The organism is Anaerococcus urinomassiliensis (assembly GCF_900128425.1).
In the GTDB taxonomy this organism is placed as follows: Bacteria; Bacillota; Clostridia; order Tissierellales; family Peptoniphilaceae; genus Anaerococcus; species Anaerococcus urinomassiliensis.
Genome location: NZ_LT635782.1, coordinates 510,728 through 537,498, shown reverse-complemented (window position 1 = coordinate 537,498; position 26,771 = coordinate 510,728). Strand labels below are relative to the sequence as shown.

At 33.9% G+C, this 26,771-nt stretch carries 25 protein-coding genes and 1 CRISPR repeat array; of the genes, 4 read left to right on the top strand and 21 right to left on the bottom strand.

What is annotated here, in order from left to right; translation table 11 throughout:
• Positions 1 to 298 precede the first annotated feature (298 nt).
• Genes istA through BQ7474_RS11050 form a run of 3 tightly spaced genes read left to right on the top strand, consistent with a single transcriptional unit; the run spans position 299 to position 2,275 of the window.
• Complete coding sequence (gene istA / locus BQ7474_RS03575) at positions 299 to 1,597, top strand: IS21 family transposase (protein WP_073997495.1); 1,299 nt, start codon at positions 299 to 301, stop codon at positions 1,595 to 1,597.
• Positions 1,587 to 2,045, top strand: coding sequence for an ATP-binding protein (locus BQ7474_RS03570; RefSeq protein ID WP_235821469.1), 459 nt, complete (start codon positions 1,587 to 1,589; stop codon positions 2,043 to 2,045). Before istA ends, BQ7474_RS03570 begins: the two co-directional genes overlap by 11 nt.
• A gap of 8 nt (positions 2,046 to 2,053) precedes the next feature.
• Positions 2,054 to 2,275 (top strand): ATP-binding protein, encoded by a 222-nt coding sequence (locus BQ7474_RS11050; RefSeq protein ID WP_328585399.1) that lies wholly within the window; start codon positions 2,054 to 2,056, stop codon positions 2,273 to 2,275.
• Positions 2,276 to 2,368: 93 nt separating this feature from the next.
• Positions 2,369 to 3,616: direct repeats of the CRISPR family, unit length 28 nt; unit sequence GGATCACCCCCGCGTGTGCGGGATAGAC.
• 28 nt (positions 3,617 to 3,644) lie between these two features.
• On the opposite strand, the gene cas2e is transcribed toward BQ7474_RS11050, so the two are convergent.
• From cas2e to nth, 21 genes are all read right to left on the bottom strand, one after another.
• Complete coding sequence (gene cas2e, locus BQ7474_RS03560) at positions 3,645 to 4,532, bottom strand: type I-E CRISPR-associated endoribonuclease Cas2e (RefSeq protein WP_073997640.1); 888 nt, start codon at positions 4,530 to 4,532, stop codon at positions 3,645 to 3,647.
• Positions 4,532 to 5,470, bottom strand: a complete 939-nt coding sequence (gene cas1e, locus BQ7474_RS03555) for a type I-E CRISPR-associated endonuclease Cas1e (protein ID WP_073997639.1) — start codon at positions 5,468 to 5,470, stop codon at positions 4,532 to 4,534. The genes cas2e and cas1e overlap by 1 nt, the downstream gene beginning before the upstream one ends.
• Before the next feature lies 1 nt (position 5,471).
• Positions 5,472 to 6,113 (bottom strand): type I-E CRISPR-associated protein Cas6/Cse3/CasE, encoded by a 642-nt coding sequence (gene cas6e, locus BQ7474_RS03550; RefSeq protein ID WP_073997638.1) that lies wholly within the window; start codon positions 6,111 to 6,113, stop codon positions 5,472 to 5,474.
• Positions 6,114 to 6,122: 9 nt separating this feature from the next.
• Positions 6,123 to 6,842 (bottom strand): type I-E CRISPR-associated protein Cas5/CasD, encoded by a 720-nt coding sequence (gene cas5e / locus BQ7474_RS03545; protein WP_073997637.1) that lies wholly within the window; start codon positions 6,840 to 6,842, stop codon positions 6,123 to 6,125.
• Positions 6,843 to 6,851: 9 nt separating this feature from the next.
• On the bottom strand, positions 6,852 to 7,925 hold the full coding sequence (gene cas7e, locus BQ7474_RS03540; RefSeq protein WP_073997636.1) for a type I-E CRISPR-associated protein Cas7/Cse4/CasC: 1,074 nt from the start codon (positions 7,923 to 7,925) through the stop codon (positions 6,852 to 6,854).
• Positions 7,915 to 8,532, bottom strand: coding sequence for a type I-E CRISPR-associated protein Cse2/CasB (gene casB / locus BQ7474_RS03535; RefSeq protein WP_073997635.1), 618 nt, complete (start codon positions 8,530 to 8,532; stop codon positions 7,915 to 7,917). Before casB ends, cas7e begins: the two co-directional genes overlap by 11 nt.
• The gene (locus tag BQ7474_RS03530) at positions 8,533 to 10,206 is read right to left on the bottom strand and encodes a type I-E CRISPR-associated protein Cse1/CasA (protein ID WP_073998787.1); all 1,674 of its coding nucleotides are present in this window, start codon (positions 10,204 to 10,206) and stop codon (positions 8,533 to 8,535) included.
• 4 nt (positions 10,207 to 10,210) lie between these two features.
• Positions 10,211 to 12,970 carry a CRISPR-associated helicase/endonuclease Cas3 gene (locus tag BQ7474_RS03525; RefSeq protein WP_073997634.1) on the bottom strand — a complete coding sequence of 920 codons (2,760 nt, stop codon included), beginning with the start codon at positions 12,968 to 12,970 and terminating at the stop codon, positions 10,211 to 10,213.
• Positions 12,967 to 13,491, bottom strand: a complete 525-nt coding sequence (locus tag BQ7474_RS03520; RefSeq protein WP_073997633.1) for a thermonuclease family protein — start codon at positions 13,489 to 13,491, stop codon at positions 12,967 to 12,969. The genes BQ7474_RS03525 and BQ7474_RS03520 overlap by 4 nt, the downstream gene beginning before the upstream one ends.
• Positions 13,492 to 13,686: 195 nt before the next feature.
• Positions 13,687 to 15,060 carry a uracil-xanthine permease family protein gene (locus BQ7474_RS03515; RefSeq protein WP_073997632.1) on the bottom strand — a complete coding sequence of 458 codons (1,374 nt, stop codon included), beginning with the start codon at positions 15,058 to 15,060 and terminating at the stop codon, positions 13,687 to 13,689.
• Positions 15,061 to 15,161: 101 nt separating this feature from the next.
• Positions 15,162 to 15,605, bottom strand: a complete 444-nt coding sequence (smpB, locus tag BQ7474_RS03510; protein WP_073997631.1) for an SsrA-binding protein SmpB — start codon at positions 15,603 to 15,605, stop codon at positions 15,162 to 15,164.
• Positions 15,586 to 17,709: a ribonuclease R gene (gene rnr / locus BQ7474_RS03505; RefSeq protein WP_073997630.1), complete on the bottom strand. Its 2,124-nt coding sequence runs from the start codon at positions 17,707 to 17,709 to the stop codon at positions 15,586 to 15,588. The genes smpB and rnr overlap by 20 nt, the downstream gene beginning before the upstream one ends.
• Positions 17,710 to 17,773: 64 nt before the next feature.
• Positions 17,774 to 18,001: a preprotein translocase subunit SecG gene (gene secG / locus BQ7474_RS03500; protein ID WP_044566061.1), complete on the bottom strand. Its 228-nt coding sequence runs from the start codon at positions 17,999 to 18,001 to the stop codon at positions 17,774 to 17,776.
• Between the two features lie 143 nt (positions 18,002 to 18,144).
• Positions 18,145 to 19,452: a phosphopyruvate hydratase gene (gene eno / locus BQ7474_RS03495; protein WP_073997629.1), complete on the bottom strand. Its 1,308-nt coding sequence runs from the start codon at positions 19,450 to 19,452 to the stop codon at positions 18,145 to 18,147.
• A 27-nt stretch (positions 19,453 to 19,479) separates the two neighbouring features.
• Complete coding sequence (tpiA, locus tag BQ7474_RS03490; protein ID WP_073997628.1) at positions 19,480 to 20,232, bottom strand: triose-phosphate isomerase; 753 nt, start codon at positions 20,230 to 20,232, stop codon at positions 19,480 to 19,482.
• Between the two features lie 9 nt (positions 20,233 to 20,241).
• Complete coding sequence (locus BQ7474_RS03485; protein ID WP_073997627.1) at positions 20,242 to 21,438, bottom strand: phosphoglycerate kinase; 1,197 nt, start codon at positions 21,436 to 21,438, stop codon at positions 20,242 to 20,244.
• Positions 21,439 to 21,495: 57 nt separating this feature from the next.
• Positions 21,496 to 22,500, bottom strand: a complete 1,005-nt coding sequence (gene gap / locus BQ7474_RS03480) for a type I glyceraldehyde-3-phosphate dehydrogenase (RefSeq protein WP_073997626.1) — start codon at positions 22,498 to 22,500, stop codon at positions 21,496 to 21,498.
• Positions 22,501 to 22,601: 101 nt separating this feature from the next.
• A complete protein-coding gene (gene trxB, locus BQ7474_RS03475) occupies positions 22,602 to 23,531 on the bottom strand; it encodes a thioredoxin-disulfide reductase (RefSeq protein ID WP_073997625.1) in 930 nt (309 codons plus the stop codon).
• 11 nt (positions 23,532 to 23,542) lie between these two features.
• Positions 23,543 to 24,001, bottom strand: coding sequence for a tRNA (cytidine(34)-2'-O)-methyltransferase (locus BQ7474_RS03470; RefSeq protein ID WP_073997624.1), 459 nt, complete (start codon positions 23,999 to 24,001; stop codon positions 23,543 to 23,545).
• Positions 23,994 to 24,845: a Cof-type HAD-IIB family hydrolase gene (locus BQ7474_RS03465; RefSeq protein WP_073997623.1), complete on the bottom strand. Its 852-nt coding sequence runs from the start codon at positions 24,843 to 24,845 to the stop codon at positions 23,994 to 23,996. Before BQ7474_RS03465 ends, BQ7474_RS03470 begins: the two co-directional genes overlap by 8 nt.
• Positions 24,838 to 25,482 (bottom strand): endonuclease III, encoded by a 645-nt coding sequence (gene nth, locus BQ7474_RS03460; RefSeq protein WP_073997622.1) that lies wholly within the window; start codon positions 25,480 to 25,482, stop codon positions 24,838 to 24,840. The genes BQ7474_RS03465 and nth overlap by 8 nt, the downstream gene beginning before the upstream one ends.
• Positions 25,483 to 25,586: 104 nt before the next feature.
• Here nth and rodA point away from each other — a divergent pair, with 104 nt between their 5' ends.
• Positions 25,587 to 26,768: a rod shape-determining protein RodA gene (gene rodA, locus BQ7474_RS03455; RefSeq protein ID WP_073997621.1), complete on the top strand. Its 1,182-nt coding sequence runs from the start codon at positions 25,587 to 25,589 to the stop codon at positions 26,766 to 26,768.
• Positions 26,769 to 26,771: the final 3 nt, after the last annotated feature.

Sequence of the window (26,771 nt, the reverse complement as noted above, 5' to 3'; positions counted from 1 at the left end):
CGTGTGCGGGATAGACAAGCATTTGAAACAGCTGAAGACTTTGAAGCTAGGATCACCCCCGCGTGTGCGGGATAGACTAACAAACAACCAATCAAGGGATACGGATGACAGGATCACCCCCGCGTGTGCGGGATAGACTCGAAGAACTCCAAAAAATCATATAAGTCCCCGGGATCACCCCCGCGTGTGCGGGATAGATGTAAATGCTAAAATAAGAATGTACAAAAGTGGTCAAATAAAAATGTACAAATAAAAACTTAATTGGATAATACATTTAATAAAATAATCAGGAGAATATATGTATTACCAATTAGAACTAAAAGATTCAAAATATTTTGAAATAAAGAATCTAAATGACTTAAATAAATTAAAAGTTTTTGAGGAGGTGTTAAATATTAAAGTCAATTTTTCAGAAATAGCAAAAGATTTAGGTGTTGATAGAAGAACTGTAAAGAAATACTATGATGGATACAATAAAACTAATACTAAGGAGAAGGCGAGTAAGATCGATCCTTTTATCCCCTTAATTAGGGAGCTTTTATGTGATTCTAGTATACAGAAGTTTCACTACAAAACTAACTTGTATCAATACTTAGTTGATAATTATGGTTTAGATGTTGCATCATCCACATTTAGACATTTCATAAAAAATCATGAGGAGTTTAATCAATATTTCGTTAAGTCTAATAAAATTAGTTCTAGTGTCAGGTGTATGAGATATGAAACTGCCCCAGGAGAGCAAGCACAGGTAGACTGGAAAGAAGATTTTACCTTTTTAACTACAGATATAGGTTATGTTAGCTTAAATATCTTTGTCTTTATCCTAGGATACTCTAGATACTCTATCTACTATGCAAGCTTAGATAAAAGACAATCAACCATATTTTCCTTTCTAAGTAATGCTTTTGAAAAATTAGGAGGAGTGCCCAGTGTAATAGTTACAGACAATCTAAAGACTGTTATGGATAAAGCAAGAAGTGAATATCACAAAGGTGAAATTAATTCTAAGTTTTATGAATTTGCTAAAGATTATGGATTTAAGGTTCAACCTTGCATAGTTAAAAGACCACGAACAAAAGGTAAAGTTGAAAGCCAAATGAAAATATTAGATGAGTTAGATGCTTATCAAGGAAAGCTATCATACAAAGAACTGATAGATAAGGTTGGAAAGATAAATTTAAGAAAGAATATGAGTATCCACCAAGGAACATCTAAAACTCCGATATCCTTGTTAGAAAAAGATAAAGGCTCCTTAAAAGCTCTTCCATCTAAAGAGATTAGGAGCCGATATCAAAACCATCAAAGCATTGTCAAAGTTAACGAATCTTCGATGATATCATACAAATCTAACCAATATTCTCTACCAACTGAATACATCGGAAAGACCGTAACACTACAAGTAGAAGACAACTACTTGTACCTGTATGATACCACACAATTAATAGTTAAGCATAAAATTACCAATAAAAAGCTAAACTATCTTAAAGAACATTATCAAGAAATAACTAAAAAGACAATGCCCTACAAAGATGAAGTAGACATAAAAAAATTCTCAAAAGAAAACTTAAAAAAGATAGGAGCCTTGTTTGACAATTAAAGAAACCAGCAATTACCTAAGATTAAAAGAAAATTTAGAATACTTAAAATTAAAACAATTCATCTTACACATAGATGATCAAATAGCTGATAGAAATACATCTTTAGTAGAATCCTTGTTAAAATTAACGGATTATGAAGTAGATACAAAAAGAATAAACGCAGCCAATCAGATGGTAAAAACAGCAGCATTTCCTTCTTTAAAAGACATATCAACTTTTGATTTCTCCTTTCAACCTAGCATTAATGAAAGACAAATTAAAGATTTATGTCAATTAGGGTTTCTAGAAAACAATGAAAATATAGTATTTCTAGGATCGAGTGGAGTAGGCAAAACTCATTTATCAATATCAATAGGTATAGAAGCGGCAAGACAAAGATATTCAACATATGTAAATGTCAACCGAAAATTGGTCCACAGTTATTATCGAAAAGTGGTCCACATATAGTAAAGATATTGACCACACTTGTCTTTTCCCCTAGGGGAAAGACTTTTTACATATATTTCATATATTCTTTGACCACTCCATTGTATCTTCCATCANTTTCAGATTGGGAAAGTATATTTTATGATACAAGAATAGCTAACGCTATACTTGATAGAATTCTTCATCATTGCACTGTTATTCAGATTGTAGGTGATTCCTATAGGCTAAAGGATATTGTTAACAAGGAGTAAATTGTACATTCATATTTAGCCAAAAATGTACATTTTTATATTGACATTTACAGGATAGACGCTTCTCTAGCCTTGTAGGTTTCATCTTTAAGAGGATCACCCCCGCGTGTGCGGGATAGACGCCAGCGAAATAATGACCCGTTTCATCATTAAGGGATCACCCCCGCGTGTGCGGGATAGACTCAAATATATTGTTGGGTTGTGTTAGAAAAATAGGATCACCCCCGCGTGTGCGGGATAGACCGACCAAATATTTTTTTATTGGATTCTTGGATAGGATCACCCCCGCGTGTGCGGGATAGACTTAATTACCTTGATTATGATGTAAGAGTAACTAGGATCACCCCCGCGTGTGCGGGATAGACTTTTTGTTTCTTTATAACCATCACCCTTGTATAGGATCACCCCCGCGTGTGCGGGATAGACTTTATATCTTCTCTCCAACTCCAAATTAATAAGGGATCACCCCCGCGTGTGCGGGATAGACTTTCTCCTCCTACTTTCCCGGTAGTGTCGGTAAGGATCACCCCCGCGTGTGCGGGATAGACAATCCTCACCTATCTACCAAGATTTATAGACTAGGATCACCCCCGCGTGTGCGGGATAGACCCAGCATCAAGCAATTGCTTAACAGTCTGAGCAGGATCACCCCCGCGTGTGCGGGATAGACCGCAGCCTGAGTCGCATTACCACAGATGATATAGGATCACCCCCGCGTGTGCGGGATAGACGCAAATCCCACTCAACTCTACCGCCACGTAGGAGGATCACCCCCGCGTGTGCGGGATAGACGTAATGCAATCGTAGTCGATGTGTTAGCTGCTAGGATCACCCCCGCGTGTGCGGGATAGACTACGTTCTAGTATGGATATAGCAAAAGCATTTAGGATCACCCCCGCGTGTGCGGGATAGACAGTGAAGAAATTTTTGAAGACATAGACTGGATAGGATCACCCCCGCGTGTGCGGGATAGACCTGTTTCATTGGATTTTACACCAATTACAGATAGGATCACCCCCGCGTGTGCGGGATAGACTTAGTAATATTTCCAGCAAAAGTTATATATTTAGGATCACCCCCGCGTGTGCGGGATAGACTTTTATACCTATTGGTTTTTTCATTAAAGTTGGGGATCACCCCCGCGTGTGCGGGATAGACTTAATGATACTAATAAGAAATTAGCAAAGGTTAGGATCACCCCCGCGTGTGCGGGATAGACCAACCTTATATGCAATCATACAGCCAGCCCAAAGGATCACCCCCGCGTGTGCGGGATAGACCAACCTTATATGCAATCATACAGCCAGCCCAAAGGATCACCCCCGCGTGTGCGGGATAGACAGTTATTTGATCCGTATTTTTAGCCATTCTATTTTAATTTTTCTTTTAAAATATTCACTTTTGTAGAAAGCTCATAGGTTAATTTCGCATCTTCTAATGCTCTATGTGGTATGTTTTTATCTATACCGTAAGCTTTTAATATAGTTTGTAGTTTGTAATTTTCTATAAACCTTTTTTCTTTTTTTACACATCTCATTAAATCTATTGTTTGATTTTTTATTGTTTGTAATCCATTTTTATTAAGTGCATGGTTTATAAAATTGATATCAAAGTTATTACCGTAGCTTATTACTGGCAATTCTCCTATGAATTCTAAAAATTCTGTCAAAGCTTGTTTTTCGTCTACTCCATTTTTTTCTAGATATTCATCATTTAGTCCTGTTAATTTTTTTATGTTTTCTGGTAGTTTTGAGTCCAGTTTTATAGCTTTTTCAAACTCTTCTAATTTTCCATCTATTGCTTTTATACAAGCTATTTCTATGATTGAATTTTTTAGAAAATCTAGGCCATCTGTTTCTATGTCTATTACTACATATGAAGGTTTTTTTGCAGAGTATTTTTGATATTGATGGGCTTTTCTAAGTTTTGATGCTTTGCTATATCCAAGTTTCCCTTTATTAGATTCTCTTATGTTTTCTTTATGCTCTACCATTACTAGGGGTATGCCGTCAAAGTCAGCTATGGATATTTCTTTACTATTTGTCCTAAATTCATATCCAATTTCGTTGCGATAGGCGTAGCAAATTGTGGCTTCTCCTTCTTTGACATTTTCTATTACCCTTTTCCAAAGCTCTTCTCTAACTTTGCTGTTGAAGTTTCCTACGTAAACTCCAGTAGATATTTCTTGCATCCACTTAGTTAGATCACCCCTAAGAAAAGCTGGTGTTTTTTTAAGTGTTATTACAGTTAATGGCATTAGAACTCGCTATAATTGACACCATATCTCACAGAATCTTCTTTATCATCCCGTAGGTGGATTTGGTCAATGTCTATTTCTTCCTCAGTAGGAATATCTAACAAGTATTGGATATCTTTTACTATTTGTACCATTAATTTTTCTTTACGAATCACATCTCGTATAGCTTTTCTAGTTAGAGATTCAATATCTTCACTTTCTGGATTCAATGAAACAATCTCAAATGATATGGGTATCGTAATTTGCGCCTTGTATAGGTCTGCTATATCGTATACAAATGAAAGATCGTGGCCAGTATGGACAAAACCGAGTCCTGGAGATAGGCCCAAGGCTACCACTATACTGTGAACCAAACCATATAAGGCAACATTTGCTACTGATAGAGCTTTGTTTACCTGATTTGATTTATCAAAATCATCTATATCATAATTTCTTCCAGTCCATTCTACATTGTATTTTTTGGAGTTTTCTTTGTAGCTTCTACGTACTCTTGTTCCTTCTCTACCTCGCAATTGTTGGAGAGTCAGTGAGCTTACGTCTTCACCAGGAAATCTCATCTGATACATTTTCCTTGCAACAGCAGCTCTAGATCTTGTATTGGATACAAGTTTGGCTTGCTTTTCTAGATATCTTGATGAGTGGCTAAGGCTCCTGCCGTGGGCATACTGTCTGACCCCATTTTCACCTACCCAGACCATAGCACATCCCATATCCCCAATGAGTTCTACTGCCCTGTGGCTTATGTCTGTACCAGGTCCAAGTAGTAATACCCCAATCATTGCGCAAGGAATTTTAACTATGCCTCGTTTATCCAAAAATACTATGGCACTATCTTCTCTGTTGATTTTGGCATGTTCTACATAAATAAAGCTTACTCTATCAGAAATCCTTGGTAATTCGCTAATTTCAGCTTTTTTGGCACCAAAAGATTCTCTCATATCAATTTTCCAATATAATTGTCATAAGACCAAAGCCATAAGCTTTTTTCTTACCTATGCCTTTTGTAAGGGTTTTTATCATTTTTTCCTTATCATTAATTGTTAACCTGCCTTCATAAGTCACTATATCAAGCTTTATTCTTTTGGCATTCTTATTATGTTGGAAGTCAACATATTTTCTATCACTAATGATAAAGTCATCTTCCTTAAGCGTAAATCCATTTTTCTCTGACCTATCTAAAAGAAACTTTTCAAAGTCTTCTGATTTTAAGGGAACTATTTTGCCTCTATTATTTTTATCAGGATCTTTTTTTGTGGCAATAGTCGGGTTAAGACAGACTTTAAATTTTGCGTGCATTCCATTTTCTAATTTCCCCAAAAAATGATCATAATTTTTGCTTTCTCCACTTCCCTTTACCCCATATCTTTCAAGCAAATTTAGGTCAGGCTTTTCTTCGCTTACTAGTAATAAATAGTTTTTACCATACAGATGATCTATTCTCCAGAGTTTTCTACTTCGACTATTAGATTCGATTTCTTGAGGAAAACTTTCTTCCACCCAACTATGATAAGCTTTCAAACTTGATAATTTCTTAAGGTTTAATCTATTATTAAAATCAATTTCCACTCTTGACATGTACATATAAGGCTCCTAAATATTTAAAAAAGCATCGTGGTCGTTATTGATAATATTATCATTTTTGATACTATCGCAATCACGTACATCTATTAAAAAATGAGACTCATTTCTATACTTATGTTTTCTATCTTTTTGAGAAAAAGATAAAATGTCATCTCTTCTAGGATAAGTGTTTAAATTTAAATCTAGGTCTGAATCTATAAAACAAGAAAGCTGTTTTGTATGTGTTTTTCTATACCAAGCTTTTGCTTGCCATGGGTAGGATTTTAAACTTTGTAAAATATCTTGTTCATATATTCCAACTAAAAAATCTGCACTTGGTGGACATGATCTTCTGCCCATAAATGTTTGAAAATATGGAGTTTGTAGATTGTCGTATATATCTTCTACAAATTGATTGTCTGTATGACTTAAAGCTACTAGAAAAATTGCATCTTCTAGATAATAACGATTAGTTACATAGGTTCTTTCAAATGTTCCGTTATTATTATATTTTTGTGCTGTATGATAGTCTCTTAGCAAATTTCCCTGTTGATCAATTCTTACTGCGAATTTTAGTTCATTTAATTTTTTGATTTTTTCATCTTCACATCTTCTATATCCAAAGCTTGCAGCTATAAATCCGATTACTGCACTTTTTGATGGATACAGATCAGTTTGCCTAGTTTCAAAATGAGAGCTTGTTCCCCGTGATTGGAGAGGTCCTGCAAATTTAAGTAATATAGTTTTCAAAAAATCACCCTACCATTTTGTAATCTCAGTATCCAAGAAGCTAGCTAGATTTTCTATCAAAGCATTTAAAGAATTTTCATTTTCAATATCATTTGTCTTTATGTTTAGTTCATTTATATCTAAAACAAAAGTTTTTAGAGGTTTATTTACTATTTTTTGAACTTTTTCATATTCATTAACCAAAGCTCTAGTAGATTTTTCCACATAACCATCTTTAGATTTTATTGGATCTTCAAAAGCAGATACAAGGTTTACAGGCCTATCATCTCTAATAGATACCATTAAAAATTGTGGAAGAGTTTGATTGGCAAAGGTATTTGCTTTTCCAGTAGGTAAACTATTAGCAAATGATTTTACAAATAGCTTAGCTGTATTTAGTACAGCTTCTTCATTTTCTAATTGCTTATATAGTTCATGAATAGCAACATTAGCATACCTATATAAAGTAGATGAATTAAATTCAACAGTTCCAAGCATACCAGCACCCGCATTTTCTTCTGGTGCAAGGTCATCTACTGCAGTAAAGAAATCAAATTCTGTGTCAACTGAGTGAGTAGAAATGGCGTGTGCTACTTGGCTTGAGGCATCCTCGTTTAATGATGGATCATCAGCTACCATTCTGCCAAACAAAGCTATATCAATTGCAGGATTATCTTTTAATATTTCTTTTAAATATTTTTTGTCATTATTTTTGTCAATAGCAGCTCTAGCTAATTTTCTAGCCTGACTATCTCCTAAGAAAAATAAGGCCTTGGCTTTACCATCTTTTGTCTTAACACCAGCAGCATTTATGATCTTTTCTGCGAGGTCGAATGCTTCATCAGTTTTTGAATAGTCAATCTCAATAATTTTGTCTGCAACAAATTGAACAATATCTTTTGTTCTAACGCCTACATTTTCTTGTTCGCTCTGCTCATAAAAATAGGTTCTCATAGCTCTTTTCCAAGATTGAGAGCTTACTCTTGATCTTTTTACTCCACCGTATTGGCAAGTCTTTGGACTACCTGTGTCATCTCTATTAATATTTGATGGTGGCAAGGTTTGAATTGCGTGAATATCAAGAAACAGTCTATTATTGCTCATTTTCTTCTCCTTTTTCTTCTTTATTTGTATATCTGTAGTATTCTTTGGCCCAGCTTAGTTTTATACTTTCACGAGTACTAGAGATTTGAAAATAGTATAAATCTTGGGCAAGTTTAGCGTAGTTTACTTTTTGATCTGATCTAGACTTAAGTAAATTGACCAACTGTCTTAAGTGAAATACAAATTCTTCAAAAGTATCAGCTGTTATCATTGTATTAAACCTTCTATCAGTTGACTTAACATTATCATCTATTCTAAGTACTTTTAGTGCATATCCCATATTTTTATATTTTTCTTCATCAATATTTTCTAATAGAACACTTTTGCTATTTCCTTGCTGATGGATGGCAAATATTTGTAGGGCTGTAATAATTGCTTTTTCCTCATATGACAAATCTCCATATTCACTAATAAACGAATCTGGCAGATATCTATAAAGAGTTGCAAAAACATCAATAGTCTGAGAATATGGTTTTGATATTGAATTTCTTAGATTTGATAATGTTGCCTTAGTAGCTGATGAGTCCAAATCTCTAGCAATTTGTTCCAAAATATTGGCACTTACACCATAAACCGAAACTTTTTTTACATCTTTGTTATCAATCATCTAGTCCTCCTTTCTAAGTTTTTTATTTAAAAAGTAATCAAATGAATTATAAGCGGTTACTATATTATGGTTCTTATCATCTATTGTTATCCCTGTATAATCTCTTGGATTGGCATTTTCTAGGAGCTTATCAGCCTCAGACCTTACAATTTTTTCTAGAGTCTTTCTCCATTCTTCTATTTTTTGGTCTTTATCATCATCAACAGTTATTGAAATAAGCCAATTTTTGAATGGGTCATTTAAGAGAAAATATACATTTTCTACCTTTTGCTCTATAAAATTATCTGATTGCTGGTTTCTAATCAATTTTATTTCTCTTAAAAATCTTTTATAAGTTACATCTACAATATCCTTAGTTTCATTGATAGTGTCATCAATTCTTATAACCCAACCATTTTCAGATATGTCACTGGCTACAAAGTCGTTAATGTTTAAATAATCGTATATTTCATTAACTGGAACCCAACTTGTTGCATTACCGTCATCTTCCATGCTTACAGAGTTTATGGTAAAGTTGTAATCACCGAGTGTATTTTTTATAGATTCCAAATGATCCATAAGTCCTACTTTCCATGTATCATTTGTATTAGGATTTAGGGCAAGTAAGCCAAATGATCTCCATAAACTAATATCTCGTCTATGCTTTTTTGGTGTAAATGTTCCCTTATTGGCTCCACTTTCATTTTTTCTCCAGGTGGTCATTAATTCTAAGTTTTGATTTTGATGTTCTACATCTAATAACTTAACAACTTCAAAGGAAAAGTCTTTGCTTAAATCTACATCAGGGTCTATATATATGGCTCTAGAATATCTAGTGTAAAGCTCAGCCAAATTATTTATCAAGGAAACAGTTAATGCTTGGTCTACATTTTCCGATACTGAAAATTCCCAAGCTGGTCTTTGTCTAAATTCATTAAATTCTCGTGGATGAACTAATACTAAATTTAGCATCAATGTTTCAAACAAGTTATTTCCTGTAAAATATATACCTCCAAGATCATATAGCCAGCCCTTTGACGGAGAAAACTTATCTCCAATATTAGTAAATTTTGTCTTATCTCCTGTTCCAGTATAACCATGGTAAGTAATTAGCCATCTTGCAATTTCTTCTTCAGTAGTTAAATTTTTGTTTGCATTATCTTTGCTAGCAAATAAAGAAGTTTTATTGTTACTTTCTGTAATAGTTCTATTGATATTTTTTATACTAATGGCTGTACCTTTTTTGTTCTTGGTATTTTTTCTAATTATCTCATCACCAACTTGCATAAAAGGATACTTATCATCAAGTAAATAAAACCTATCATGCCATTTTTCTAAATACTCATTTACGATTTCAGGAAATTCGCCAGCTTTCCATAAGTTTTTCCAAGTTCTCTTAAGATCTTTTTTATAGGCAGAAAGCTCATCCTCGTCTACATCTTCTATTTGTTTGAATATCTCATCTAGCTTTACATAATCATAAGGGTTTCCATCGGCATCAAATCTTGAAAATACTGTTTGTAAAACAGCAAGCAATATACGAAGGATGGCAAAATCTTGTGTCTTCATCTCTCCCGCAAGGCACTTATAGTTTTGTGCATTGGCAAATACTTCTGATAGAGAGATTTCTTTTGTATCCCCAGTTTTATCTAAAACTAAAATCCAGTTTTCATCAATTAAATTAAATTTTCCCAATACCTCACTTCCTTTCATAAGATAGGCCATATTTATTAGAATATTTCAAAATATAGTCTCCAATTTCAAAAATATCGTTTTCATTAAAAATTATACCCATAGAACTTCTAAGCCACACGTTGTTTTGAAATCCAAATAAGTAATTTATATTGTATTTTTCTAAAAACTCTATTGTTTGACTTATATTATATTTTTCACTTAAAACTTGTGGTAATTTAAGAGTGTTAGAGACAACTTTTTTTGAAAAATTGTAATCTTCAATTTTATCCATTATATCATAATCTGTCCCAAACAACCCTATTCCTTTTTCATTTTTTTGTAAGGCTATTACTTCAATTGTTTCCTTACTATCTCTCACCTGGGCAAAGGTTTCTTCTTCTGTTATGACTTCATTGCTATTATTAAGCCAACCCATTATAGTCTCTCCTTCATCATCCAGGAAGTCACGGTCTGGGTTAGCTATCCTAAATACCTTGGCTCTATTTTCTTTCTCATCAATTATAATCTCGTGCTCTTTTTTGAAGTTATGGTACTTTTCTTTTAGATCATCTGATAAATGAATCTCATCCTCTGAATAAACTTTCTGAACAAGCGTTGATAAGTCATCAGGAATAATGATTGGATCTTGCAAAAAGTATTGGCTTCGTGCTAATAAATATGGGCTATAAACACTTGCAGAACCTTTATCAAAGTCAAAACTATCTGATGTCCCAACAATATAAAGAATTGGTTCTTTGTAATATTTTGGTCTTTTAATATCATGTCTTTGTAATCTACCAACTCTTTGTAAAATCAAATCTATTGGTGCGAGTTCTGTTATCATCACATCAAAATCTATGTCTAAAGACTGCTCTATAACCTGAGTACCTATATATATCTTTTGCTGAGGTCTATTAGCTTTTTTGCCAATCATCTTTAATAGTTGATTTTCTTTTTCTATCCTTTGACTGTCAATAAATCTAGAATGTATAAGCTCAAATGAATCTATTCCTAGGACTTCTTCTACTTCTTTAGCTAAGTTTTGAGCTTTTTTTACAGTATTTACTATGACTCCAATATTACCACCTTGATTATAGAGATTTTCTAGAAGATTTAATAAATTTTCTTCATCTTCTTTTATAACTTTTATCTCTTTTGCTTTTGACTTTGTAAATTTATCTTCGTATTTTATTGTGGAACCATCGTTATAAGTTATAAGTGGGTAACTATCTCTAGCTACATTTCTTTCGTGAATTTGCTTTTTCTTTGCTATTCCCTTACCTAATAAGTATTGCTTGACTAATTCTTCTCTTTTACCGGCAGGAAGAGTTGCAGATAATATTATTACTGGCACATCATAAGCTCCTAGCCACTTCAATGCTTGGTAGAGATATTGGTTCACATATGCATCATAGGCATGAACTTCATCTATAACTACAACCTTCTTACTAAAGCCCAAATGTCTAAGAAATAGATGTTTTTGTTTTAATGCCATAAGTAAAAACTGATCTATAGTTCCTACTATAAAATCATCTAATATTGAGGATTTCCTACCTGAAAACCATTCATTGACTATTACATTAGAATTTTCTGTAGGGTCATCTTGGTTAATATTTTTAGCAAGGTCGTTGAATGTTTCGTTTAAATATGCTTTGCCGTGGATCAACCTTATTGACAATTTATCGTCAAATTCATTAGCTACAGATTCAAGCCATTTTTCGACTCTTGGAAAAATACCATTTGATGTAGCCTGGGTTGGTAGGGCAAAATACATACCACTCGCAGCCTTTTTTTGAGCTAAGACTTCAAGGCCAAAAAGCGCCGCTTCAGTTTTTCCTATACCCATAGGTGCTTCAAATACCAAAATCCCCGGATCGTCTGTATTTATAATGGTTTGAATGAATTTATCTTGGTAGTGATTTGGGTAAAATGAATCATTGCCAGTCATAAATCTTTCTTTAAATTCTTCTATGTAATCTATTTTATATGAACTTTGCCATGTTTCTGTTTTTATCCAAGCATTTAATCCATTATAAGCTCTATTAGTTGTATCAAATTCTTTATCTTCGTATACAGACACTAAGGGAAAATACTTTGTATTACTAGCAATCCAGTCTGCCATTATTAACAATCCGGTTAAGATTACTTGGCCCACTTGGTTTATATAAGGGAGGGATTTTATATCTTTCAAGCCAGTAGTTTCTAAAGCCCATAGCAATATTTCTCTCTGATTATCCTCCCACAACTTATGTGTTTGATTATTCTTATTTTCATTTTGATAATAATTTGATGGATAGGCAAATTGATTATCAACTTGACTAGATACTTCCACGGGGCTTCCATGATGAGCACCAACAATTGTTGCGATATCTCTATTTACCCCATATTTTTCTAATAGATACTGACTAGCAAGGCTATGATGGCTTTTATTAGCCGAAGCTAGTTTGCTGTCAAATATGCCATCAAATCCATCATTTGCTAATTTTTCTATAAGCACACTATCCAAATCACTTGAGTTTGCATAGCCCTTTTTTAGTTGAAAAGCAGGGGTCGCTTTTCCTAAATCATGGCAGGCTGCAACAAACATAGCTAGTTTTTTCCCCATATCTTCATCATCATTGCTTATAGATTTATTTATAAGTCTTCTTTGCGATTCGCTTAGCCAATGATCATATAAGAAGGCAACTACATTTTTTGTATCTATTAGATGAATATATAGGGGCAACCACTCAAATGAGCCATTATTATCCTGTTTTTTAGCCCAAAAGTTCTTGTTTATTGTCATTTCCACATTCCCTTATTATTTTCCTTGGCATAAGTTTCAAACTCATCAAATACATCTTTATATTTAACATCTGGTTTGTAGTTTCCAGCAAAGGCGTAGCCTTCTTTTACTAATTTCCCATTTAGATTTATATTTCCAAGTTCTTCTTTTGTTGGATTTGTTGGATCTTCTGGTTTTTCTAACCATATATATCTTAGAAGTCTGCCGTACTTATCGGTGTTTGATATGTCTTTTTCTAGGTAAACAGTTTTGTTTTTAATCATATCTTTTGTATAGTGAAAGGCTTCTTTTCCATAGTGTTCACTGATTCCCTTTTTGGGGTTATATTCAGGAGTGTTTATTCCTGTAAAACGTACCTTTTGTTTTTCTCCATCGATTATAATATGAGCTGTGTCCCCATCAACTATCCATTCTACTTCGCCCTTTTGATAATATGAGTCTTCATTTTTATCTTCTATTAAACAGGCTGAAAGTATGAATAGCATTATAATTAACAAAAATTTATTTATATATTTTTTCATTTCTCACTCCTTTATTCTTTCTATTTATTATATCAAAGTATTAAAATATTTATATTATAAATTAAAAAAATAGAGCTTAATACTAGTATAGGTATATATCTAGTATATAAAGCTCCATTTGATTTATCTTAAAATTATTTTATTTAGTTGTTCTAATATTATTTATAAGATACTAATATAGAATTATGGTATATCTTATCCAATTAAACTATCACTTGTTTTTTTATCCTCTTCTTTTTCTGGAATTATGATATTCATTAATACTGCAGAAATAGCGGATAATACTACTGGAGATGCACCTATAGCAACTTCTAGGCTATTTGGCATAAATGAAACACCAGCCGCATTTGCCGCTGTAACTACTGTTGTAAATCCAAAACCTATGGCTACAGATACACCAACTATAGAAGTGTTTCTAAGTGTTAGGGGTTGATTTGCAATCATACGTATACCATTCATAGTAATCGCAGCAAATATTGATAGAGTTGCTCCTCCTATTACAGGGGCTGGAATAGATGTTAAAAATGCTGAAAGTTTTGGAAAAAGTCCTGCTACAAGAATTATTATTGCAGCTTGGGTAAAAACTTTTTTGTTTATTACTTTGTTGATTGAAACAATCCCTGCATTTTGTGAGAAAGTTGCAGTAGGTAATGTTCCAATAATCGTACCAATTACATTGGCAACTCCAAAACCAATTATTCCACCACGAAGCTCTTGATCTGTAGGAACCCTATCCATGCCACCAATTGTTGTTGAACTCATATCACCAATACCTTCTATAGCTGTTACTATAAAAATAATTACAAAAGAAACAATAGCAGATCCGTTAAATCTGATACCAAAATGAAATGGTTTGGTAAGTGAAAACATTGGTGCAGTACCCACAGAAGATAAGTCAACCATATTAAAGAAAAATGACACTATGTAACCTACTATCATTGCAAGTAATACTGAGGCTAGTTTTGAAAATCCTTTACCAAAATGTGTAAATCCTATATTTGCTACTAGTGTTATTATAGCAACTAACCAATATTGCCAAGCACCCCATCCGGCCATGGTTAGGTCTCCACCTCCGCCCATGTTTTGGATAGCTACAGGATACAAGGATAAACCTATACACAAAACTACAGTTCCTGATACTAAAGGTGGAAAATATGGAAGTATGTATTTTAGTCCATAACCAAATAAAATTGAGACTAGGGCAGCTATTAGTTGAGCACCCAAGATAATAGCTACTATATTTCGGGGACCCAAATCTTGATATTGGCTTCCCAGAGCAAGCATTGTAGGTATGTATGAGAAACTAACACCATATATCATAGGCAACCTTGATCCAATTTTCCCAATTGGATATAACATCAATAGTGTAGTAAGAGCTGATCCTATTAGTGACATTTGAACTAAAATAGTTGAATCCTCTGGAGATAAACCTATAACACCAGCAAATATTATTGGTGGTGCTATACAGCCTGCAATCATTGCTATAACGTGCTGTAAGGCTAGGGGCAAGGATTCTTTATTAGGAACATCAGCTTCAAATTTAAATAAATTGTTATACGTATTATTCATTCAACCTTCCTTTCATAAATGTAATATTTCCGTATCTAATATATTTTACAACTAAATGTTAGATAATGTAAACAAAATTATTATATAAAATAAATTAGTCTTTAATAGTTTTTTAAGGCTCTCTCTATCCTTCTTTTGTCGTCTTTTTTCTTTAAACTTTCACGTTTATCGTATAGTTTTTTACCCTTAGCTAGGGCAATTTCTATTTTTACTAGGCCATTTTTCTCATAAATAGAAAGAGGCACTATTGTAAAACCAGCCTGACTTTTCTTGCCAATTAGAGTACTTATTTCTTTTTTGTGGAGCAATAGCTTCCTAGTCCTAGTAGGATCGATTTTTTTATCATAGGCTTCGCTAAATGGTGTTACATGCATGCCGTATATATAAATCTCTCCATTTTTATCTCCAATAAAGCTTTCCTTGATACTCACCTTGCCTTGTTTAATGCTTTTTACTTCATCACCCTTAAGTTCAATACCTGCTTCATATTTTTTTTCTATAAAATAATCATGAAAGGCCTTTTTATTATTTGCTAACTGTTTCATCTTCCTCCAATAAATCAAAGTCGATATTTTTTTGATAAATATCTACATTTCTTACTTCTATCTTGACCCTATCCCCTATGGAATAGAATTTCTTATTTCCTGTATTAAATGCTTTTAAACTATCTTCAATGTATTCAAAGTGGTCATCCGAGAACTTATACATAAACAAGCCCTCTACCGTATTATCAAGCTCTACGAAAATCCCAAAATCTGTGATAGAACTGATGTTTCCTTCAAATTCATCGCCTATAAATCTTCTCATATACTTGCACTTCATCAAATCTTCTACCTCGCGTTCAGCATCTTCGCTTCTACGTTCGGTCATTGATAAGTGCTCGCTGGAATTATCTAGGCTATTTTCTAAGCTTGCTTGGTTAAATTTGTTTAATTTGTTTTTTATATAATTTTTTAATAGTCTATGGACAATCAAATCTGGATATCTACGGATTGGGCTTGTGAAGTGTGTATAAAACTCAGTGGAAAGGCCAAAGTGTATATCTCTTTTCTTGCTATATTTAGCCTTTTGCATAGTCCTAAGCATTAAAAGATTTATGATACTCTCTTCATCTTCACCCTTAACATCTTCTAGTATTTTTTGAAAATCTTTTGGGTGAAGTTCACTTCCTCTGATATTGTAGCCCATTGTATTTAGAGCACGCTTGAAATTGTCCAATTTTTCCTCTGAAGGTTTTTCGTGAACTCTATAAATAAATGGAAAATCCATGTAGCCAAATAGAGTTGCAACTGTTTCATTGGCAACTAGCATAAACTCTTCTATCATTTTGTTACCTGTGCCACGCTCATGGACAGAGATATTTAAAACTTTACCATCATCCGTTGTATCAATCTGACTTTCTCTAAAGTTAAAATCTATTGCTCCCCTATCTTCTCTTTTTTGTCTTAAAATTTTGTGAAGTTCATCAAATAGTGATAACTTCTCCTTAAGATAATCATCATCGTATATTTCATCATCGCCATCATCCAAAAATGCATTGACGTCATCATAAACTAATCTATAATCAGAATTTATTACAGATTCGTAAAAGTCATTTGCAATTACATTGCCTTTACCATCTATGGTCATCTTAAGACTTATGCTTAGCCTATCTACATTTGGATTTAGAGAACATATACCATTTGATAGTTCAACTGGAAGCATTGGTATTACGACATTATATAGGTAAGTAGAGTTTCCCCTATCATAGGCATCTCTATCTATAGCAGTTCCTCTTTTTACATAGTGAGCAACATCAGCTATATGAACATATAGGTCGTACTTATCACCGTTTTTTTCTATGGAAATCGCATCATCAAAGTCTTTGGAATCTCTGCCGTCAATGGTAACTGTAAAAAGATCTCTAAAGTCTTCTCTAGCTCTAGTATCTTCTTCTTTAACTTCAGTATCTACGTATAAAACTTCTTTCTTTGCATCTTTTGAAAATTGATATGGGATCCCATGTTGAGCTACTATAGAATAAATGTCGACATTTTTGTCATTTTTATGACCTATGATTTCAACTATTCTACCCTCGGGATTACCTTTTTTAGGGAAATTTATAATTTCAGCTATAACCTTATCTTTATTTTTAGCATTTTTAGTATATTTCTTTTCTATATAGATATCTTTGCCTATAGACTTGTTATCAGCTACTACAAAGCCAAAGCCTTTGGATTCCTGAAATGTACCTACAATCTTAGTTTTTCCTCGTTCGATTATATCAATAACTCGGCCTTCGGCATTTTTGCCCTTGGAGGCTTCTTTTGTTATTTCAATTTTGACTTTATCACCATCAAAGGCATCCCCTAGATTGTCTTTTGATATAAACACATCATTCATATCTTTATTTTCGGATATGAAAAATCCATAGCCTCCTTGAGCAAGAGAAATTGTTCCTATTAATGATAGTTCTTCATCACTTATAGGCAGAATTCTCTTTTTATGGCTGATATGAATTTTATTATCTTTTTCAAGTTTTTTTACTTCATCATAAACAACACCTTTGGTGTACTTGTCTGCCTTCATATAGGCGGCCAATTCTTGTATTGTAATTGGATTGTAATCTTCATCATAAACTATATTTAAAATAAGGTCTCTTAAATTCATTATTAACTCGTTTCTTTTTATAACTATAAAAAAAGAGGCTAGATAGCTTTCCTATCCTTAGCCCCTACATTACTATTAGAAATATTATACTTGCTAGGAAAAGTAAAACTCCACCAGCAACAACTACTTTATCTAACATTTCGTTTTTTGTTTTGTGAGCACTTCTACCAAATACGTTAGTTTCTTGGCCAGCTAGTGTTCCCAAACCATCAGTTTTTGGATCTTGCATTGTTACAGCTACTATAACTATTAGCGATGCAATCATCAAAACAACTGCTAAAAAGTTTTCCATTAAGACACCTCCGATTTCATCTTTTCATAGTATACCACTATTAGGCATCTTACGCAATTTATATGGACTAAGTTATTAATATAATACCCGAAATATTTTCTTATAAAGAAAAAACGGGGTCACCCCCGCTTCTCTAATTTTTATTAGTCATTGAATCTATCTTTTAGGTTATAGAATGCTTTTAGACCTTTAAATTCTGCATTTGTCCAAAGTTCATCTTCAATTCTTAATAGTTGATTGTATTTTGCAACACGATCTGTTCTTGAAGGTGCACCTGTTTTGATTTGTCCAGCATTTACAGCTACTACAAGATCAGCAATTGTAACGTCTTCAGTTTCACCAGATCTGTGAGAAACTACTGCAGTGTATCCAGCTTGTTTTGCCATTTCAATTGCATTTAGTGTTTCTGTAAGGGAACCGATTTGGTTTACTTTGATTAGAATTGAGTTTGCTACATTTTCTTTGATACCTTTTTCAAGTTTTTCTGTATTTGTTACAAATAGGTCGTCACCTACAAGTTGTACTTTGTTGCCAAGTCTTTCTGTAAGTTTTGCCCAACCTTCCCAGTCGTTTTCGTCTAGCCCGTCTTCGATAGATACGATTGGATATTTTTCTACTAGACTTTCTAGCCAGTCGATCATTTCATCTTCTGAGTAAACTGTTCCTTCACCTTCTAGGTGGTATTTTCCATCTTCTTTGTTGTAGAACTCACTTGAAGCGCAGTCCATAGCTATAAATACATCTTTTCCTGGAACATATCCTGCTTTTTCTATAGCTTCAACGATTATTTGTAGAGCTTCTTCGTTTGATTTTAGGTTTGGTGCGAATCCACCTTCATCACCTACAGCTGTATTGTAACCTTTATCTTTTAGTACTTTTTTGAGGTTGTGGAATACTTCTGTACCCATTTGTAGGGCATGTGAGAATGTATCAGCGCCTAGTGGGAATATCATAAACTCTTGAATATCTACAGAGTTATCTGCGTGTTCTCCACCGTTTAATATGTTCATCATTGGTGTTGGAAGAAGTTTTGCATTTGGTCCACCTAGATATGCATATAGTGGGAGACCAGATTCATCTGCTGCAGCTTTTGCTACGGCAAGAGATACACCAAGGATAGCATTTGCTCCAAGATTACCCTTATTCTTTGTTCCATCAAGTTCGATCATAGCTTGGTCAATACCAACTTGATCTGTTACATCGTAAACAAATACTAATTCATCAGCAATTTTTTCGTTAACATTTTCTACTGCTTGTTGAACAGATTTGCCTAAATAGTAGCTATCATCTCCATCACGAAGTTCAACAGCTTCCCATTCACCTGTTGATGCACCACTTGGTACAGAAGCACGACCAAAAGCTCCAAGTTCTGTTTCTACTTCAACTTCTACTGTTGGGTTTCCTCTTGAGTCTAAGATTTGTCTTGCATATACACTTGTAATTAAGCTCATTTAAAATATTCTCCTTTTATTAATTAATTATTTTCTGTGATTTACTAGGGCAGCAAAATCTTCTGCTTTTAGGCTTGCTCCACCTACTAGGGCACCGTCAATATTTTCTTTTGCCATTAGTTCTTTAACATTTGCTGGTTTTACAGATCCACCATATTGAATGCGAACTGCCTCTGCTGTTTCTTTAGAATAAAGTTCTGCAATTAGATTTCTAATAAATGCACACATTGCTTCTGCATCATCAGCTGATGCTGTTTTTCCTGTACCTATTGCCCAAATTGGTTCATAAGCGATGATTAATTTCTTAACATCATCTTCGCTTACATCTTTAAGATTTGCTCCAATTTGTGATTTTACCTTTTCTTCTTGTTTGTTAGCTTCTCTTTCTTCTAGAGATTCGCCACAGCAAAGAATTGGTGTTAGCTGGTGGTCAAAAGCAGATAGAACTTTCTCATTTATAAGGTCATCGCATTCTCCAAATATATCGCGGCGCTCAGAGTGACCTAAAATTACGTAATCAGCATTGATATCTTTTAGCATCAGTGGAGATATTTCTCCTGTAAATGCACCTGATTCTTCAAAGTACATATTTTGGCCACCAAATTTTATATCAGTTCCATCTAGAATTTTAGATGCAGCACATAAGTCTATTGCTGGTACACAAACTCCTGCTTCTACTTCGCTATCAAGGTCAGCATTTTTTATTGCCTCTAGTAGCTCTTTTGCTTCTGTTACAGTTTTGTTCATCTTCCAATTTCCAACGATTACTGGTTTACGCATAATATCTCCTTACTTATCTTCGATTGCAGAAATACCTGGAAGGTCTTTTCCTTCTAGGAACTCTAAGCTTGCTCCACCACCTGTAGAAACATGGGTGATCTTATCTTTTAGTCCAGCCATTTCAATAGCAAGAGCAGAGTCTCCACCACCAACTATTGTTGTAGCATCAGCTTCAGATAAAGCTTTTGCAACTTCATTGGTTCCATTTGAGAATTCTTTGATTTCAAATACTCCCATTGGTCCATTCCAAACAACTGTTTTTGCTGCTTTGATTTTTTCAGCAAATAATTCTGCAGTTTTTGGTCCGATGTCTAGAGCTTCTTTGTCAGCAGGAATCCTATCTATGTCAACTATTTGAGTTTCTACTCCAGGAGCAATCTCATCTGCAATTACTACGTCAACTGGAAGTAAGATTTCTACTCCGTTTTCTTTAGCTCTTTCTAGTAGATTAAGAGAAAGATCCATTTTGTCTTCTTCTAGAAGAGATTTGCCGATTTCCTTGCCTTGTGCTTTTAGGAAAGTATAAGCCATACCACCACCGATTAGGATAGTATCAACTTTTGTAAGTAGATTTTCAATAACACCAATCTTATCAGATACCTTTGCACCACCAAGGATTGATACAAATGGTTTTTCTGGGTCTTCTAAAGCCTTGCCCATTACATCTATTTCTTTTTCAATCAAGAAACCTACTGCTGAAGGAAGAATACTTGCAACACCAACGTTTGAAGAGTGTGCTCTGTGGCTTGTACCAAAGGCATCATTTACATAAAGGTCAGCAAGTGAAGCTAATTTCTTTGAAAATTCTTCATCATTTTTAGTTTCGCCACCAACATATCTTGTATTTTCTAGTAAAGCAAGTTCACCTTCTTTAAGGTTTTCTACTTCTTCTTTTACCTTATCATCTACTACTTCAGGACTTGGTAAAAAGTGGAATTTGGCACCATAGTGATTTTCTAACCACTCTGCAACTGGTTTTAGGGCAAAATCTGGATTTGCTTCTCCCTTTGGTCTACCCAAGTGACTCATCAAGATAACTTTAGCATCATTTTCTAATAAGTAATCGATTGTAGGAAGAGCTGCCTTAATTCTTGTATCATCAGCAATTTCGCCCCTGTTCTCTTTTGAAAGAGGGACATTGAAATCAACTCTGACTAGAACCTTCTTTCCCTTAACATCTAAATCTTTTACAGTTTTTTTGTTCATAATTCACCTCAAAATTAAAGGGGCAAGAGATAAATATCTCCGCCCCTAGACTATCTCTTAAAGTTTAGCTAAATAATCAAGTGTTCTTACTAGGTTAGATACGTAACCTGCTTCGTTATCATACCAAGCTACTGTTTTAACGATTTGTGTGTCGCCATTTTCAACAACTTTTGTAAGTTGTGAATCAAAAACAGATCCTGCTGGGTAGCCGATTATATCGCTAGATACAACATCTTCAGTTTCATAAGCAAATGCATCAGATGAGTATTTTTTCATTGCTTCATTAACTTCTTCTACAGTAACTTTTTTCTCAAGAATTGAGTAAAGTTCTGTAACAGATCCTGTAATTGTAGGAACTCTTAGAGCTGTACCATCAATTTTACCTTCAACTTCTGGTAGTACTTTACCTACTGCTTTAGCAGCACCTGTTGAAGCTGGGATTGTGTTTTGTGCAGCTGCACGTCCACCTCTAAGGTCTTTTTTAGTTGCTGGTGTATCTTGGATAGCTTGTGTTGCTGTGTATGCGTGGATTGTTGACATTTGTCCTGTAACAAATCCAAATTCTTTTGCTAGTACATTTACCATTGGTGCAAGGCAGTTTGTTGTACAGCTTGCTGCTGATACTACTGTTTCTGAACCATCAAGGATTTCATGGTTTACACCGTAAACGATAGTTTTCATGTCACCTTTACCAGGAGCAGAAATTAGAACTTTTTTAGCACCTGCTTTAATGTGTGCTTCTGCTTTTTCCTTTTCTGTGAAGAATCCTGTACATTCAAGTACAACATCTACTCCTAGTTCTTCCCATGGTAGGTCTTCTGGGTTTCTTTCAGCAAAGATTTTGATGTCTTTACCATTTACTTTGAAACCATCTTCTGTTTCTTCAAAATCACCGTCAAATCTTCCTTGTGCTGTATCATATTTAAAAGCATAAGCAAGGCCGTGTTTGTCAATAAGGTCGTTGATAGCTACTACTTCGATATCATCTTCTACTTTTGCTATTCTTCTTAGTGTTAAACGTCCGATTCTACCAAATCCATTAATTGCTACTTTAGTTGTCATTATTCCTCCTATAAGTTTTCTGTATCTATAATAATACTTAACTATGTGTTATGATTTTGTCAAGGTCATATAACTAGGTAATAGTTTTCCTAAATAAACTATTACCAAGCTTGACCTTCCAAATACCTATTTGCTACTACTGCTGCTATACATCCATCACCAGCTGCTGTAACCATCTGCCTTACACTCTTAACTCTAGTATCACCGACTGCAAAAACACCTTCGATTTCTGTTTTCATATCGTCATCGGTTTTTATATAGCCATGATCCATGTCGATAATACCCTGGAATATATCTGTTTGTGGAATATACCCTACAAATATAAATACCCCAATTGGACCATTATCCTCACTTTTTAGTTCAGAAATTTCATTAGTTTTTACATTTTCAACAATTATCGATGTGGCATCCTTTTCACCCTTGATTTCCCTTACAACAGAATCTAGTACAAGTTTTATTTTTTCGTTTTCTTTAACTTTATCTACAACCACTTGGCTTGCCCTAAATTCGTCACGTCTATGGATAATACTTACAGATTTGGCAAATTTTGTTAAGTATAGGGCTTCTTCGAGGGCGCTATCTCCTCCACCTACTACAAATATATCAAGTCCTGTAAAAAATGGTCCATCACAAGTTGCACAATAGGATACTCCCCTATTAGCAAATTCGTCTTCTCCCTTGACTTCAAGTTTCCTATGGCTTGCACCTGTAGAAATTATAATAACCTTTGCTTCTATTGACTCACCATCTTCTGTGTAAACTTTCTTAACCTTACCTTCAAGTTCTACCTTTGTGACATTTGCCGTTTTAAATTCACAAAATTCCTTTGCTTGTTCATACATCCTATCAGAAAGACCCATTCCGGAAGCTTCTTCTATGGAACCTGGGTAATTTTCTACAAAGGCAGTTGTTGCAATTTGACCACCTGGAATCGCCCTTTCTATTATTAAAGTTTTAAGCTTTGATCTACCAGCGTATAGTCCTGCTGTAAGTCCTGCTGGACCTGCTCCCAATATTATTACATCGTACATACTATCATCTCCTAAAAATTAAATTTATTTTGTCTAAGTGCCTCATATAGGACAATTGATACCGAATTTGCTAGATTAAGAGACCTATCAATCTCTTTTGTCATAGGTATAGTAATTATTCTCTCATAATATTTGTCTAATAAATCTTTATCAATACCTTCTCTTTCTCTGCCAAATATTAGATAATTTCCGTCTTTAAAGTCTACATCAGAATAAACTTTATCTGTTCCTGTTTCCACTAGGTAGAAGTTATTATCCTTAATAAATTCCAAAAATTCTTCTATAGAATCATGTATGGTCAAATCTAGTCTATCCCAATAGTCAATTCCTGCTTTTTTAAGGGACTTATCAGACAGGTCAAATTTGAATGGTCTTACCAAGTGTAATTTCGATTTAGTAAGGACACAAGTTCTACCAATATTTCCGACATTGCCAGGATATTCCGGGGCTAAAAGTACTATATTAAACACTTGGGTTTTCCTTATTATATTTAAGTATCTTATCTACTGCATCAGCAATCCCAGCATTATTGTTGTCAGATACAGTATATTTTGCAAAATCTTTCAATTCTTGGTTAGCATTTCCCATAGCAAATGAAAGTTCTGCTCCTTCTATCATTGGGATATCATTATGAGAATCGCCTATTGCAGCAATTTCTTCCTTACTTATACCCAAAAAGTCTGCCAGCTCTAAGATTCCAGTCCATTTATTTACACCAATTTCCATAATCTCGATACTACTCATACCCGATGATGTAATATAAAGATCTCTGCCAAATCTATCATTGAAAATCTCTACAATTTTTTCTTCTCCATAAGGATGATCTTTGAGATTTCCTACAAGGATTTTATAGGCTTCTTTGTTTCTTTCTTTTAATCTTTGGTAGGGATCATCAGAAATATTTAAATAGCACTGGACATTTATGCCATAATCATTTTCTATCAAAAGATGATTAATGCCTTTTTGGTTTAAGCTGTTTGAATAAAATGTATCCTCATCGTAGAAATGATATATGCACTTATGCTCAGTACAAAAATCAATCAGCTCCTTTAAATGTTGGTCTTCTAGCGGATGTGCAAATAATACTTTTTCTTTATTTATCTTTACTATAGCTCCATTGTTGGCTATAACTGGGTTATCAAGCTGAAGTAGCCCATTAAAATACTCAATTGATGTTGCCACCCTTCCTGAACAAAGCACTGACTTTACTCCGCTCTCATTTAGCTTTTGTAGGGCATCTTTTGTATCTGGGCTAAGTTTACCCTGGCTATTTAAGAGGGTGCCATCCATATCTATCGCAAATAACTTAATCATTTAAACTCCTATAATACAAGCAAAGTTTGTTAAGATCACAAGATTCACAAAGAGGTTTTCTAGCCTTGCATACTTTTCTTCCATGTAATATTAGCTTTTTGTGTGTTATATTCCATTTTTCTCTTGGAACATTTTTTTCTAGATCTTTCTCTGTTTTCTCTACATTGTTGGCATCAGCCATTCCTATCCTATTTGAAAGTCTAAAAACATGAGTATCTACAGGAAAAGCTGGTATATCAAAGGCATTGGCCAAAACTACATTGGCAGTCTTGTTTCCTACACCTGGTAATTTTATAAGTTCACTTTTTTTATTTGGAACTTTGCTATTGTATTCTTTGACTAGTATTTCACATGTTTTCTTTATATTTTTTGCTTTATTTTTATATATCCCAACTGTTTTTATCCAATTTTCAATTTCTCTAATGTCCATTTTACAAAAATCTTCTGGCTTATTTGCAACTTTAAAAAGCTCACTTGTTACAGCATTAACTCTAATATCGGTAGTTTGCGCTGAAAGCATTGTAGCAATAAGAGCTTCAAAAGGTGTTGTAAAATTTAAAAATTGATTAGAAGTATCTGGATAAAGCTCATCTAGGATATCTAAAACTTCTTTAATTTCTTGCTGCTCTAAAATAATATCACCTTAACCTTTATAATAATTATACTTTTCTTTAATCTTATGGCATATTTCTAAAAACTTATAAGCGTGGTATAATGTTTACTTAGATATGGAGTGATTTAATGTTTAATTTAAAAAAGAAGAATTTAAAAGATTTGGATATACTATTACTATTGGCAACCATTGGTCTTTGTGTCTATGGCTTGGTTGTATTGTATTCTGCTTATGGTGGAGATTTTGCACCAATAAGGACACAACTAGTATCGACTATAATTGGTTTTTTGACCATAGCCTTAATATGTACCATGGATTTAGATGTTATTAAAAAATCTATATGGATAGTCTATGGGCTTTCAATCTTTTTACTAATTATTACCTTGATTTTTGGTAGAGGACTTGATGAATGGGGTGCTAAATCATGGGTGTATATTGGATCATTTTCTATCCAACCATCTGAAATAGTTAAAATACTATTAATATTTTCCTTTGCAGCCTATCTTGATAAATATAAACTATCTATCAACGAAGTAAAAAGATTAGTGATAACCTTAGCTTTTGTAGGATTACCTATTGCTTTGATACTCCTACAACCTGACTTTGGTACAGCAATGGTATATATTTTTTTCATAGCTGCTATGCTTTTTGTAGCTGGTATTTCTTGGAAATGGATATTGATTTTTGCAGCTATTGGTCTTACAACAGGTTTTATAGTCTTGACAAATCTTTCTGGATATAGGGCTGATAGGATTGAAAACTTCCTAAACCCTACTAGAGATACATCAGGATCAAACTGGCAACAACAGCAAGGAATGATAGCTATAGGATCTGGAATGTTTAATGGAAGAGGATATATGAAAGGAACCCAATCCCAATACGGTTATATACCAGAAAAAGAAACAGACTTTATCTTTTCAGTTCTTGCTGAAGAAATGGGCTTCCTAGGTGCAATCATACTTATTGTTCTATTTGCTATTGTTATCTTAAGATTAGTGGCTATAGCAAAGAATTCTCAAAATACTTTTATAAGTATTCTAGTAACAGGAATAGCTGCCATGCTATTTATTCACATTTTTGAAAATATTGGAATGACTATTGGACTTATGCCTGTAACTGGTATTCCACTACCTTTCTTATCATCAGGTGGTACCTTCCAATTGATATGTTTGGCAGAAATCGGCCTTGCCTTATCAGCATCAATGCAAAAAACTATGAGAGACCCAGATGCCCTAGATGAAGAAGTTATTTCGATAATTGACCCAGCAAAAATTGCAATTTCTAAAAAAAGACAAATTAAAACACCGTAAGTT

What these genes read in the sequence shown, in the direction of transcription:
- BQ7474_RS03520 (WP_073997633.1), bottom strand. Translation starts at nt 13,491, where the DNA reads ATGAAAAAATATATAAATAAATTTTTGTTAATTATAATGCTATTCATA.
- rodA (WP_073997621.1), top strand. Translation starts at nt 25,587, where the DNA reads ATGTTTAATTTAAAAAAGAAGAATTTAAAAGATTTGGATATACTATTA.
- BQ7474_RS03525 (WP_073997634.1), bottom strand. Translation starts at nt 12,970, where the DNA reads ATGACAATAAACAAGAACTTTTGGGCTAAAAAACAGGATAATAATGGC.
- istA (WP_073997495.1), top strand. Translation starts at nt 299, where the DNA reads ATGTATTACCAATTAGAACTAAAAGATTCAAAATATTTTGAAATAAAG.
- gap (WP_073997626.1), bottom strand. Translation starts at nt 22,500, where the DNA reads ATGACAACTAAAGTAGCAATTAATGGATTTGGTAGAATCGGACGTTTA.
- rnr (WP_073997630.1), bottom strand. Translation starts at nt 17,709, where the DNA reads ATGAATTTAAGAGACCTTATTTTAAATATAGTTTATGATGAAGATTAC.
- trxB (WP_073997625.1), bottom strand. Translation starts at nt 23,531, where the DNA reads ATGTACGATGTAATAATATTGGGAGCAGGTCCAGCAGGACTTACAGCA.
- cas7e (WP_073997636.1), bottom strand. Translation starts at nt 7,925, where the DNA reads ATGAGCAATAATAGACTGTTTCTTGATATTCACGCAATTCAAACCTTG.
- tpiA (WP_073997628.1), bottom strand. Translation starts at nt 20,232, where the DNA reads ATGCGTAAACCAGTAATCGTTGGAAATTGGAAGATGAACAAAACTGTA.
- smpB (WP_073997631.1), bottom strand. Translation starts at nt 15,605, where the DNA reads ATGAAACAGTTAGCAAATAATAAAAAGGCCTTTCATGATTATTTTATA.
- cas1e (WP_073997639.1), bottom strand. Translation starts at nt 5,470, where the DNA reads ATGAGAGAATCTTTTGGTGCCAAAAAAGCTGAAATTAGCGAATTACCA.
- casB (WP_073997635.1), bottom strand. Translation starts at nt 8,532, where the DNA reads ATGATTGATAACAAAGATGTAAAAAAAGTTTCGGTTTATGGTGTAAGT.
- cas2e (WP_073997640.1), bottom strand. Translation starts at nt 4,532, where the DNA reads ATGCCATTAACTGTAATAACACTTAAAAAAACACCAGCTTTTCTTAGG.
- BQ7474_RS03485 (WP_073997627.1), bottom strand. Translation starts at nt 21,438, where the DNA reads ATGAACAAAAAAACTGTAAAAGATTTAGATGTTAAGGGAAAGAAGGTT.
- cas6e (WP_073997638.1), bottom strand. Translation starts at nt 6,113, where the DNA reads ATGTACATGTCAAGAGTGGAAATTGATTTTAATAATAGATTAAACCTT.
- BQ7474_RS03465 (WP_073997623.1), bottom strand. Translation starts at nt 24,845, where the DNA reads ATGATTAAGTTATTTGCGATAGATATGGATGGCACCCTCTTAAATAGC.
- eno (WP_073997629.1), bottom strand. Translation starts at nt 19,452, where the DNA reads ATGAGCTTAATTACAAGTGTATATGCAAGACAAATCTTAGACTCAAGA.
- BQ7474_RS03515 (WP_073997632.1), bottom strand. Translation starts at nt 15,060, where the DNA reads ATGAATAATACGTATAACAATTTATTTAAATTTGAAGCTGATGTTCCT.
- secG (WP_044566061.1), bottom strand. Translation starts at nt 18,001, where the DNA reads ATGGAAAACTTTTTAGCAGTTGTTTTGATGATTGCATCGCTAATAGTT.